The 12886-nt window shown below is 58.1% G+C and carries 10 protein-coding genes; 3 read left to right on the forward strand and 7 right to left on the reverse strand.

The window, feature by feature from the left end:
• Window positions 1-62: 62 nt before the first annotated feature.
• A complete protein-coding gene (locus PKO02S_RS17260; RefSeq protein ID WP_127585085.1) occupies window positions 63-1148 on the reverse strand; it encodes a DUF4432 family protein in 1086 nt (361 codons plus the stop codon).
• A 138-nt stretch (window positions 1149-1286) separates the two neighbouring features.
• Here PKO02S_RS17260 and PKO02S_RS17265 point away from each other — a divergent pair, with 138 nt between their 5' ends.
• Together PKO02S_RS17265 and PKO02S_RS17270 are read left to right on the forward strand one after the other, a co-directional pair.
• Window positions 1287-1715 (forward strand): BrnT family toxin, encoded by a 429-nt coding sequence (locus PKO02S_RS17265; RefSeq protein ID WP_218033941.1) that lies wholly within the window; start codon window positions 1287-1289, stop codon window positions 1713-1715.
• A complete protein-coding gene (locus PKO02S_RS17270) occupies window positions 1712-2392 on the forward strand; it encodes a CopG family antitoxin (protein ID WP_127585086.1) in 681 nt (226 codons plus the stop codon). The genes PKO02S_RS17265 and PKO02S_RS17270 overlap by 4 nt, the downstream gene beginning before the upstream one ends.
• Window positions 2393-2536: 144 nt before the next feature.
• Here the strand turns inward: PKO02S_RS17270 and PKO02S_RS17275 are convergent, their stop codons facing one another.
• From PKO02S_RS17275 to PKO02S_RS17300, 6 genes are all read right to left on the reverse strand, one after another.
• Entirely contained in the window at window positions 2537-4252 is a 1716-nt protein-coding gene (locus PKO02S_RS17275) for a ribulokinase (protein WP_127585087.1), read from the reverse strand.
• Window positions 4253-4352: 100 nt separating this feature from the next.
• Window positions 4353-6149, reverse strand: a complete 1797-nt coding sequence (locus PKO02S_RS17280; RefSeq protein WP_218033942.1) for an L-fucose isomerase — start codon at window positions 6147-6149, stop codon at window positions 4353-4355.
• Between the two features lie 221 nt (window positions 6150-6370).
• Window positions 6371-7399, reverse strand: coding sequence for a LacI family DNA-binding transcriptional regulator (locus tag PKO02S_RS17285; RefSeq protein WP_246067100.1), 1029 nt, complete (start codon window positions 7397-7399; stop codon window positions 6371-6373).
• A 255-nt stretch (window positions 7400-7654) separates the two neighbouring features.
• A complete protein-coding gene (locus PKO02S_RS17290; RefSeq protein ID WP_127585089.1) occupies window positions 7655-9340 on the reverse strand; it encodes a sialidase family protein in 1686 nt (561 codons plus the stop codon).
• A gap of 67 nt (window positions 9341-9407) precedes the next feature.
• Window positions 9408-10730, reverse strand: coding sequence for an FAD-dependent oxidoreductase (locus tag PKO02S_RS17295; protein WP_127585090.1), 1323 nt, complete (start codon window positions 10728-10730; stop codon window positions 9408-9410).
• Between the two features lie 37 nt (window positions 10731-10767).
• Entirely contained in the window at window positions 10768-11652 is an 885-nt protein-coding gene (locus PKO02S_RS17300) for a phytanoyl-CoA dioxygenase family protein (protein WP_127585091.1), read from the reverse strand.
• A 119-nt stretch (window positions 11653-11771) separates the two neighbouring features.
• Between PKO02S_RS17300 and PKO02S_RS17305 the strand changes: the two genes are divergently transcribed.
• Window positions 11772-12641 carry a helix-turn-helix domain-containing protein gene (locus PKO02S_RS17305; RefSeq protein WP_164821513.1) on the forward strand — a complete coding sequence of 290 codons (870 nt, stop codon included), beginning with the start codon at window positions 11772-11774 and terminating at the stop codon, window positions 12639-12641.
• Window positions 12642-12886 lie beyond the last annotated feature (245 nt).

Here is a 12886-nt window from a genome sequence, read left to right on the forward strand (position 1 = left end):
TTCTCCATATGCATCAAAAAAATCCGAAACGACGGCGTAAACCGTCATTCGGGATTTTTCATTCACAGCGTAAAAGGCGTGACCGCGAGCGAGAATATGCGCGTCTCGCGCGGGCCGATGCGGCCGGCGGAGCCGTTGCGCACGGCTTCGGCGAGGCCGTGCGTCGGGTAGCCGCAGAACGGCTCGAGCCCGATGTTGTAGTGCCGCCCGAACCACGGGTAGCCCTTCGTGGCGCCGAATTCCTGCCAGTACCACAGGTACGGCAGCGCCTCGGCGTCCCACTCCACCCGGATACCCGCGCTCAAGCGGCGGTTCTCCAGCTCGTACTGGCCCGTCGGCCCGAAGCCGGTCAAGTACACGATCTCCGAGGCAGTACCAGCCGGCGGCAATACCGACAGGTCGATCCGGCCGGAGCCATCGCCGCCGACCGCGGCCGAATCCGTCGACGGAACGGCCGCGCCGTAAGGCCATGCGAACTCGCGCGGCTCGCGTCGTACGCGGCCAGCATCCGCGTCGGACACGTCCGCCGTCTCCGCGATCACCCGCACGCCTTCAGGCATCCGAACCGTGCAGCCCGGCTCCACGAACGGCCGCCCGAAAGCGAGATGCTGGCCCCACATGTATTCCAGCTCGACCTCGCTTTCGTTCACGAGCTCCTCCTCCAGCTGAAGCGAGGCGGAACCCAAGGTCAAGCTCATCGTCTTGGTCAGCCGGTACGGCATTTTCTTCGTCCGCACGCTGAAACGAACCGCGATCCGCTCCGGCGTATCCTCCACAATGTCGTGGTCCCAAGGCATATGCGCCACCTCGCCGTGCTGGCCGAACGTCGCGCCTTTGTATGTGCTGGTCGGCCCCCCGTTCGGGAACACCTCCTGCCAGCCACCCGGATAATAATCGATGAACGTGGAGATCGGGTCCGGCGACGTCGGCAGATAGGCGTTCGGCGGCTGCACGCCGTTTTCGCTCAGCCACATGTAGTCGAGGTCGCGCGGCTTGTACAAGAACTCGTATACCTCCGTCCCTTTGTCCGGCAAAATCGATACCCTCACCTGATCGTTCTCCAGCACGACGGTCCGCATCCCGAAGTACGTATACTGATCATGAATGCGGCACCCGTAATTGCGCTGCTTTCTATACACTTGCCCCATCGCCGCCAAAACTCCCCTCGCTTCAAACTCAGCCCATCGCACAATCACCATTATACTAGCTTTAGTGCGACACGGGGAAATGTTGTCCTCGACTGGGTCGCCGTCCTTCTATCTGCAGCAGTTCATGATCACAGGAGCTTGCTGGAACGTCTCATTTCCCGCCTGAGTAGCCTCTTTTTCAAGCACCATACTGGCTGGCAACGCTCGACTTTTCAGATCCCATTCTACTGCATGATTTCTATACGGGCCATTTTTGTGATACAATTGTATATACAAGCAATAGATAAAGGGGATTATCCGTTGTTTATTTGGGACGATGAGAACATAGAACATATCGGGGCCCACAATGTGGAACCGGAAGAAGCAGAAGAAGCGATGACGGATCAGTTCCGAATCAAATTCGATGCTCATAGCGGTAAAAAAGGTTATATTGGTGCAACGGAAGAAGGACGCCGACTCGTAGTCATTTTTGTTGTTAGATACGAAGGGAAATATAGAGTCATCACAGCAAGAGATGCTGAGGAGCATGAGAAGAAACTTTATAACAAGAGGAGGAGCGGAAGATGAAGATTATTCATTCATTTGACGAGATTCCAAAAGATATGTCGGATAGTGAGGCTGCCGAATTTTGGTCTACCCACGCACTTAGCGAGGAGCTTCTGGAAGCCTCTATACTGGAAGATAATGATGATGAGCCGCCAAAACGTGTTTCGAAATCAATATCCATACGCCTGGATCAGGATCTGCTAGATCGGATTAAGAAATTAGCCACTATCCGTCAAAAGGGTTATCAGTCCCTCATAAAAGAGTTTTTGATTGAACGCTTGTATGAAGAAGAGAAAAAGGCCGAGGGCCGATCATACAAGGAGGAGCATATTAAACAGCAAAGCGTACAATCTAACCTGCCAGCAGTTGATTCAGAAGAATCAGAAGAGGCCAAATTGAAACGTATGCTCAAGCGTTGGGGTTCAGAAATTAGCGTTAGCAGCGAAAGCGGTAAGCCCTATAACTCTGATGGAGAAGGAAGAGGTTTTTCTCTTATTGAATGCGGGCAAGGCAGTGGCAAAACTTGGAACATTCAGCGCTTGCTTGAGACGATGGGAAACAAACATTGTGAAAGGAGTAATTCGAACGAGAACTTTTGGTATGTAATCTTCATCACTAAAGAGGGCGATCTTAAAACCGAACTAGCTTCAAAGGAAGAACCTAAATACTTTGTTGTCACCACCCTCCCCGCTGGATAACTTTTCATCAGAACATGGACTGCGTTGGTCCATGTTTTTGGTTTCTCGTATAGTGCCTGATTTTCAGCAAATAAGCTCCCTAGTGTCCGCAAAAAAGCCCGGCAACGATCTATTTGATCCGCAGCCGGGCTTTCCCCACCTCTACTAGCGCTTTATCGCCTTCAACCGCTTCATCACATCGTTGCCGCCGCGGCCGAAGTAGTCGTATAACGCTACATATTCGCGGTATAACGCTTCGTAAGCCTCGCGGTGCATCGGATTAGGGCGGAAGCTCGTCTCCCGCACATGCGCCATATGCGCTGCCGCGTCTTGCAGGCTGTCGTAGCCGCCAGCCGAAGCCCCGGCGGCGACGGTGCCTAGCATCGCCGCGCCTAAGGCGGCGGTCTGGGTCGAAGCCGCGATGCGGATCTCCCGCCCGGTCACGTCGGCGTAGATCTGCATCAGCAACTCGTTCTTCTGCGGCAGTCCGCCGCAAGCGCAGATCTCGTCCACGGCGATGCCGGCCGACTCGAACGCCTCGATTATTCTTCGCGTGCCGAAAGCCGCCGACTCGAGCAAAGCCCGGTAGATCTCCTCGGGCTTCGTCTGCAGCGTCAGCCCGACCAGCAAGCCGCTCAGTCCGGCGTCGGCCAGCACGGAACGGTTGCCGTTCCACCAGTCGAGCGCCAGCAAGCCGGTCTCCCCCGGCGCATATGCAGTAGCGCCGCGCTCGAGCCACTCATGCAGGCTCAAGCCCGCAGCTTCCGCAACCGTTACTGCTGAGGCAGGAACGCCCTGTTCCACGAACCAGGCGAACATGTCGCCTACGGCCGGCTGCCCCGCCTCATAGCCGTACAACCCCGGCGCGATGCCGTCTTCGACGACGCCGCAGATCCCTTCGGCGAGCACCTCGCGCTCGCCGAGCAGCATATGGCAGATGGACGTGCCCATCGCCATCACCAGCTTGCCGGGCGTGACGGCGCCGACGCCGAGCACGCCCGCATGCGCGTCGCCGATCGCGGCGGCGACGGGGGTGCCCGCGACGAGGCCGAGCTCGGCCGCCATCGCGGCACCCAAACCGCCGGCGCGGCTCCCCACCGGGAGCACCGCGCCGCGCAGCTTCGTGGCGTACAAACGCGCGAGACGCGGATCGAGCGAGGCGAGGAACGCCTCGCTCGGGTAGCCGTCGCGCTTGTGCCACTGCGCCTTAAACCCGGCGGTGCAGGCATTGCGCGCCGCACCGGCACCGTCAACCCCGTCCGCCCCGATCAGCCGGGCCGTCACCCAATCCGCGGCCTCGACGAACAGCTCGGCCGCCTCCCACACCGCGGGAGCCTGATTCAGCGTCTCCCACACCTTCGCCAGCATCCACTCCGAAGACAGCTTGCCGCCGTACCGCGCCAGGAACCGCTCGCCGGCAGCCGCTGCAGCCGCATTCAGCCGATCCGCCTCCGGCTGGGCGGCGTGATGCTTCCACAGCTTCACCCAGCTGTGCGGCTCCTCGGCGTACGCCGGCTGCAGGCACAACGGCTCCAGCCGGGCGTCGACCGGCAGCATCGTACAAGTCGTGAAGTCGATGCCGATCCCGACCACGTCCTCCGCCCGAACGCCCGCCTCCCGCAGCACAGCCGGGACAGACTGCCGCAGCACCTCCATATAGTCGTCCGGATGCTGCAGCGCCCAGTCCGCCTCCAGCCGGCATCCGCTGCCCGGCAGCCGCTCGTCGATCACGCCGTGCGGGTAGCGGGTCACATGCGTCGCCACCTCGCGGCCGTCGCCCACATCTACCAGCAGCGCACGACCGGACTCCGTCCCGTAGTCCACACCAAGCGCATATCGCCGCCCAGATCCCTTCCCTTTTTCGCCGCCCTCACCGTTCATCCGCTCCGCCCTCCGCTGCCATCGCCATCACGCCATGTTCAAGCTGCTCCAAACCGTCGCCGCTCTCACCGTTCATCCGCTCCACAGCCTCCATCGCCCATTACCCGTACAACGGTCCATACGCTGCACAAGCCCGATAATCCGCTCCGATCGGGTCATTCGCCCCAAAAGCCGACCAAACACTCGGACGGAACAGCTTCTCCTCCGGCACATTGTGCATCGACACCGGAATGCGCAGCATCGCCGCCAACGTGATCAACTGGCTGCCGATATGCCCGTAGCTGACTGCGCAGTGATTGGAGCCCCAATTGTGCATTACCGAGTACACGTCGCGGAACGCTCCTTGGCCGTCCACGCGCGGCACGAACCAGGTCGTCGGCCAAGTCGGATTCGTCCGCCGATCGAGCGCCGCATGCACGTCGTCCGGCAACTCCGCCGTCTCGCCTTCCGCCAGCTGCAGCACCGGCCCGATACCCTTCACGATGTTGATGCGCGCCATCGTCACCGGCATGCCGGCTCGCGTCGTGTAGTCCGTCGAGAACCCGCCGCCGCGGAAAAAATCAACCGCCGGGCACCATTTGGTCGCCTCCAGACATGCCAAAGCTTCGTCCTCACTGATGTCCCAGAAAGGCTTCAGAGAAGGCTTCCCATCCGCCCCCGTCAAGCGCCCAGTCCCGTCCAAAGTAGCCGGTCCGGAGTTGATCAAGTGAATGATCCCGCCCGACGCAGCGCCTTCCAACTCATGCCCGGTCACCCTTTTCACAGCATCCGGGCTCCAGTAAGTCCGCACATCGGCAAAAATTTGCGCCGCATCGGTCAACAAATGGCCGAACAGCATCGTCACCGCGTTCAGCGTGTCATTCTCCGTCGAAACAACAAAAGACTCGCGAATGCCGTTCCAATCGAACGAGGACGTCAGCATCGCCTCCATGAAATCGCCGTTCGGGTAATGGTCCGTCCATGCGCGTTGGCCCTGGAAACCCGCCGCAATCGCATTGTGCCCGAGCGCCTCCTCGCCATAACCGATGTCCGCCAGCTTCGGATTGCCGATCATCAGGTCGCGGGTGATCAGCGTCATTTTCACAACCGTCTTCCAGTCCTCCTCCTTCTGCTCGGCCGTCCGCTTCAGCGCTTCCGGATTGACGTCCTCGCCCTCCGCGCAATGCTCCTTCACCCACGCCAGCGCCTTCTCGTACTCCGCCTGATCGTAGATACCCCGCTCCAAACGGCGCACGAACTCCACCATGTCCACATATTCGTTGCGAATGCCGAGATAGGTCTGGAAAAAAGGCTCATCCGCAATACAGCCGGCAATGCCCATCGACACGCCGCCGAGCGACAAATACGACTTCCCCTTCATCGTCGCAACCGCAAGCCCCGCCTTGGCGAATTGCAGCAGCTTCACGCGCACATCGTCCGGGATCGTCGTGTCCCCGATATCCTGCACGTCCTTGCCGTAGATGCTGAACACCGGCAGCCCCTTCTGGTTGTGGGCCGACACAGCCGCAGCCAAGTACACCGCGCCAGGACGCTCCGTGCCGTTGAAGCCCCAGATCGCGTGAGGCGTCTGCGCCTCGGTCTCGATCGTCTCCAGCGGATAGCACCAGGACGGGGTGACGGACATAGTAACGCCGACGCCCTCCTTGGCAAATTTCCGCGCCGTCTGTGCCGCTTCCGCAGCGCCTCCGATGCAAGTATCGGCCACGACGCATTCGACCGGCAATCCATTGGCATGGCGAAGCTCGCGCGACAATAGCTCGGCCACCGCCTGGGCCATGTTCATCGTCACTTCCTCCAGCGATTCGCGGATGCCGCCGCGGCGGCCGTCGATAATGGGGCGAATGCCGATCTTCGGCATATCGCCGATCAGCCGGTTGACGGGTTGGGTTTGTAACATGGATATCCTCTCCCTTGGAAAAAGTGTATAAGATGATTGCATCTGCGATGTGTTGCTAATGCTCAATGAGGTGTGTGTAATCGATTACACATTCATCCTACTACGCCCTCACCGATCCGTCAACGGGGTTCACGTCAGCTTGTCCAGCACCGGTTCGAACGCTTCCTGCGCAATTCTAGCCTCTTGCCACCCGCTTCCTCGCCCTTTTCAGTCAACGAGATTTACTTCAGCCTGTCCAGCATCGGTTCGAACACTTCCTGCACGATTCTAGCCCTCTCGCCGCTCCTTTCCTCGTCCTCCCCAAACCGCTCCAACAGCCGCTCGCCTACCGCTTTTCCCATCGCATACGGTTTTTGCACGGCCGCCCAAATACGCGAGTTTTTCCATAAAGCAGCCGCCGGAAGCTCGCCGAATGACGCCAACGCCACATCTCCCGGGATATTCGCCCCTATGCGCGCCAGCTCCAATAACGCCCCGAACGACATCACGTTGTTGAGCGACAAAATCGCGGTCGGCCTCCGATCCTCTTTCATCTGCAACAGCCTCTTCGCCGCCGCCGCCCCGCCTTCTTCCGAGTATTTCCCGTCGACAGCCAGCTCCGGACGCCACGCGATCCCATGCCGGCGAAAAGCTTCCTCCACACCCTCCAGCCGCTCTACCGCCGTTGCCGCAACCTTGCCCCCATGGATGACCCCGATGCTCCTGTGCCCATCCTCAATCAGCTTCTCGGCCAGAGCACATGCGGTCTTCGCATTCGACTCGACGAACGTATCCAGCTCTACGCCCTCATTCTCGATCCGGCGATCGATCAGCAGCACCGGCGTCCCCGATCGGGTGATCGGCTCCAGCAGCTCCGACCCGCGCCGCGAAGCGGAAGCCAGCACGATCGCATCCGTCCGACGGCCGTGCATCAGCTCGAGCAGCTTATCCTCCTTCTCCGCCCGCTCATCCGAGCTCCCGAAGATCAGATGGTACCCCGCCGCCTGCACGACATCCTCCAGCCCCCGCGCCAGCTGCATAAAATAAGGATTCGAAATATCCGGCACGATTACGCCGATCGTCTGCGTCCGGTCCTGCTTCAAGCTGCGCGCGATCGCATTCATCCGGTAACCCAGCTTCTCCACGGCCTCGTACACGCGTTGCACGACATCGTCGCTCACATAGCCCGACCGGTTCAGCACTCTTGAGACCGTTGCCGTAGACACATTCGCTTCTTGCGCGACCTGCTTGATGTTCGGTTTCATTTTCATCGTCCCACACGCCCCGTCCGCCATTTTCAAAGCCATCGTACAGAATTTCGAATCCATCGTCAACTGCTGTCTGGCTTTACCTGTCTGCATACAGGGGTTACGAGAATGGAGCAGCGCTACGGGAAGAGCCAGTTCAGCTTGACGCAACCGCAACTGGCCGATGAGGTCGGGCTGACGCCGCAATGCTTGTCCGCCTTCTTCAAGAAGCATTGCGGCGAGAGCTTGACTGACTATGTGACAGCCGTCCGCAATGGTTTATATGTCCACCCCCTCGATCAGCTTATACCACCTGATGAAAGGCATATCGGCAACAGGATCGCTTCCGCTTGTATAATCGGCAACGACGACGGTCCCGTCTCCCAGTTGAGTCCAGCCCCCATATCCGCTGTTTCCGTGGAAGAAGCTGCCGTTGCGATCCAGGCATACAATCCGCTCTCGACGGAACGGGTCGGGGTAGCCTTGGGCAGCATGCCAGCTCCAATCGATCGAAGCGTCGTCACGATTGTGCACGGAGACGGATACCGACTTCCACATGCTTACCGCATGATTCCGCTGGAAGTGGGCGATGCCGGACTGGCGATTGCCGAAATGTACATACCGGTTTTCCAATCCGGCAATGAAGGTATGGAGCTTTAGCGTACCGTCCACCCAAATGGATAAGTGACTATTTTCCCGTACAAGCTTGTATTGATGCCACTGTTGCGTATCCAGCTCGAATCCGACCTCGGGGCTGTCGCCAAGGCACACTCTCCCCGGCTCGAATCGGACCCAGCACCCCACACTGATGCAGCAGCCATGAATATCTGCCTCCAGCACGCGCAGCTCCGCTTCGATCTCCACACGACTCGCCGCATCTTCCGCAGGGTAACAGGCGAAGGCTACCGCTCCTGCTGTTCCAGCATAAGTGCCCCGTTCCGGCTTAGGATCCGAGCTCTCGCCCGTAGTCATAACCATGACGCCATCTAAAATACGACAGCGATGCTCCTCCCAGATAAAGGAAGCAGGCTCATAGGGTAGCGTTTCCCGCGGATCGAAGGCAACCGCCCAGTTGCCGCTTGTTCCCCAGAAGTTGCGATAAGTGATCAAGATGCGTCCGGATTGAAGCATGCCTGGAATGGGACGTTGCGCATAGAACGGCAGCAAGGTCGGCTCGCTCCATGTACGGCCGTAATCCACGCTGATTCGCATCCGTGACGGCTGTCCCATTGTTCCGCCCATATCGCCGCATCTGGAGACGGCCATAAGAGTGCCGGGAGCGAGCTCCACCAGACCGACTTCGACGTCGGAATAGAGCTGATCGTCAGCCAACACGGACCGCTGCTCCCAAGACTTGCCTCCGTCTATGGAAGCCATGACGACATTGCAGTAATAAGCATAAGATTCGAGGGAACCCATCGGCTTCGCACTAACAACCCGTTCGTCCGTCCGTCTAGCCGACTGCGTGGCGGTGTAGACCAAGCTGCCGTCTGACAACAGATGGATACGTTCGGGCTCGCCTCCGATTCGGTCGATCTGATGGGGCCCGTCCCACGACAGTCCTTCGTCGTAGCTCCAGAACACATAATTGCTCATGCCGCGTTCAGGCAGCTGCCAATGGTAGAGCGATGCCCATTCCTGCTCGTATCGCCTGACACCGCGATCGACGATCAGTGCCAGTCGTCCGTCGTTCAGCCGATTGAGCTCCGGCGCCACATAAATAGCCTCGTCGTTTTGCCAGTCCGCATGGGCCAGGAGGTCCGGAGCCGTCCATGTACTCCCGTTATCGCCGGAGCGGGTGATCATGATATCGGTCGTGGTAGCGCAGTGTTGGTCGGACCGGCGGAATATGCATACAAGTCCCTGTTTCGTCGCTGCTAGGCTAACCGCACTCAAGTAGACGCCGTTTTCCTGACAAATGATTCCCTTTTGCTCCTGAGCGACTGCTCTCATTCCTTCACTCATTGTTGTCCCCATCCTCCCTAAGATGAATGGAAGTGCATCCTTCATGGGGTGCCCTCCGCCTTCGCCGTTATACGATCGCACCTTGCTCAAGCAGGCGACGGTTGAGCGCGACACCGTCGAGCTCCGCGGCTTCGATGCCTTCGCTCGAACACATCGCCGCCGCCGTACCCGCTGCTTGACCAAGCGCCATGCATTGGGCCTGCACTCGGATGGAGCCGAATGCTTCTCTCGATGCACTGATGCAGCGGCCTGCAACCAGTACGTTCCTGGATCCGAGCGGGATCAACGATCGGTAAGGGATGTTGTAAGCTTCGTTGATAAAGACTACTTCCTGAGAATTGTCCTTGGCCGAATGGATATCGATCGGATGGGCGCCCTTGGCGACCGTATCCGGGAAGTCCACCCTGTGCAGGATTTCCTCCTTGGTCATCTTGAACAGCCCGATAATTCGGCGCGATTCGCGGACGCCGACCTGAGTGCCGGAGCAGATTAAATGTCCGTTCTTCAGCTCCGGCATCGATTCCTTCAGAAAAGGAATCAAATCGAACATGTTCTGGCGGGTCGTACATTCCGCCTCCGTCAAACTCCGGACATCCACCGCATTCCCCGGGTACCTCGTCACATTCGCCGACAATTCTCCTTGTCGGATCGTGCTGCCGTGCTGGATCCACGGGCCTCCGAACAAGGGAAGCTTTCCTTCGCTCCGCGCCTTGCCCATAGCTTCCTTCAGATGCTGGATCGTATACCGCACATGATCATGCGACATCACCAGCCGCTCCATCGTCTCCGTATCAGCCCCTCCCATCCGGAAGTACAGCGTCATGGGCTGTGTTTCTCCCTGATCGGTGTTGCTGCGCTCGTAAGGCAATCCGGCGAATTCCACAATATCGGCGTCGCCGGTGCAGTCCACAATCATTTTGGCAGCGATCGCCTGTCTGCCTGACTTGCTCTCGATGAGGACATGAGTCAGTCTTCCTTCATCGGCCGCATCCTTGATGCATCCTACCGCGTAGGCATGATGCAACAGCTCGACTCCGCTCTCCCGCACCATCTGCATGGCGACCAGCTTATACAGCTCGGGATCAAACGGAACGTTGCCGCTCGGCAAATCGAGCAGCGCTCCATCCCTGGCAGCCAACCGTTCGACGAATTCCCAAGGAATGCCGCCTACGATCAGCTCTCCCTGACAGCGGAACTTCGAGATCGGGCCGACCAGGCTGACGGTAGCCATACCGCCGAGGAACCCGTATCGCTCCAGCAGCAAAGTTCGCGCTCCGCTGCGGGCGGCGGCTATGGCGGCAATAAATCCAGCAGGCCCGCCTCCGCAGACCAGCACATCCACATCCGCAATGACGGGCAAGCTTCTCCGGGGTTCTTCAACCAATATCATAGCTTCTGTCTCCTTCCACCGAGTATTGCAGCCTGGATTATTTTTTTCGATTCAGCCACTCTACAGACGCCTTCCATTCCTCCCAGCTTATTGTACGGCCTTCGCGGCTTCGCACAACAAAGGGGACATGTCCCCCCGCCTTTAACTTGCCAAGGCGGTATTCGTATGCCTCGCGCTCCAATCCGGATACAGGACGGGAACCAAACGTCGGGCTATAGCGAATATCCAGCGTCCACCGCACACCGTTGGTCCGATTGATTCGACTGGCATGGAAGGTCAAGTTGGTGAAGGGCATAATATCGCCCAGCTTCATGGGAACAGGAACAGGAGGATGTCTTTCTTCCACATTCTCGTACGTGACGAAGTTCTGATCGGCTCCTCGCTCTCCCTCCAGATAGCCCCAGCGATGACTGCCCGGGATCATCCACAGGCAGCCGTTGTCCTCGGTCAATTCCACGAGCGAGATCGTGACCGTCACGATGTGCATATGCTGAGTCGGGCTGCCATAATACTGGCTGTCCTGGTGCCAAGGGAACGCGGTAAGCTTGCTCTCCGGCAGCTTGGGCCGCAGATGGAAAGCGCCGTCAAACGAAATTTCCGGACCGAGAACTTGTTCCAGCACATCCAGAATGCCGGGATGCGTCACCAGTTCGTAGAGCTCGCGGCCAAAGAGAGCGTCGTTCCAGTCCCGCAGTCCAATATCCCGCCCCTGATAAATGGCAGCCAACCGGCGTTCGAACGTTTCCCCTTCCAAGAGATCCGCAATGACGCCTTCCGCAAGCAAATCCCTGGCATGTTGATCCACTGCACGCGCAACCACTCCCCGCATCGGTTCCAGATCTATGGGTGATAGTGCAGCCGGAACATGAACATAGCCGTCTTCTTCATACTTCCTGATGATCGTTGTTTTCAGCTCAGCCATTGTCTATTCCTCCGAATTCCAATATAGTAACAATTACATCATATTAGCTCTTCAGAGACGGAACCATGTTAAACCATGATGAAAACTTATCAAATCCTCTTGAAAGCAGGGCGGTTCCAGTGGCTCATATTGTCGAAATGTACCCGAAGCTCGTGCCGTATATCCGTAGAGCGGGACACATCGTGCGCAAAAAACCGTTTCGTCCAGGGGACCGCAGGCTGCTTGACTATCAGCTGATCTATATTCAGGAGGGAAGTTGCACGTTTCATGTTGATGGGGACCAAGTTGAGGTGGGAAAAGGGAAGCTGGTTCTCATCCAGCCGGGGCAGGTGCATGCTCAGACCAGCACGGGCGAGCTGTTCTGTTCCTTCCTGATATTGGACCTGTTCTACCAGGCTGACCGCGAGACTCGTATGATCGTTCAACACGGGATGGCAGAGCTAGGGGAATACGAAGACCAAATGCAGCCCAGACTGAACGATTTCGAGGGGATTCACGTGCCCCCTGTTATTCGGATCGCGCAGGAGGTCCGCTTCAAGGAAACGATGCTGAAAGCGATCGGGCTTTGGCAAAGCCACATTCCCTTCAACAAGCTGGAGGCCGGCTCGCTCGCGAGTGAGTTGATCTTGTCCATCCTTCGGGAGTATGTCGAATGGAACCCCGCTCAACCCCAGGGCATTGCCTCATTGGAATGGATTCCCGCCTATATGACGCAGCATTTGAACGAACCGCTTTCGATAGATGGAATGGCCAGCCGAGCCGGAATGACGAGCAGCCGCTTTTACGAGATGTTCAAGAAGAAATACGGCGTATCGCCCTATCAGTACTTGCTCCATATGCGCATTCAACAGGCTCAGCTGTTGTTGAAATCCACTTCCATGAACTTGGAGGAAATCGCCGACTGCTGTGGTTTCGCCGATATGTATCATTTGTCCAAAATGTTCAAAAAGATAACCGGCCTCTCGCCGCGAGAGTTTCGTAGATTATAGGGGAAAAGGGTAAGCTCTGCTCTCGAGGCTGCTGAAAACCCGCATAGAAAGATCACTCTGATGGTCCTCTGGCGGAAGTGTTCAGTTGGTGCAGGGGAGGGCAGGAGGAGGGGTTCCGACTGCTGTTGTAAGCATGGCCCTTGATGGAATGGGGGCTGGGGTTGGGCCATGCTGAGGGAGGCGGACGCTTTCGTGCTTAGAGATGGAAGGAAGAGCTGGATTTACTGCTGTAAGGCGGATTTTCG

Origin of the sequence: Paenibacillus koleovorans NBRC 103111, from assembly GCF_004000845.1 — a bacterium.
Classification (GTDB): domain Bacteria; phylum Bacillota; class Bacilli; order Paenibacillales; family NBRC-103111; genus Paenibacillus_AA; species Paenibacillus_AA koleovorans.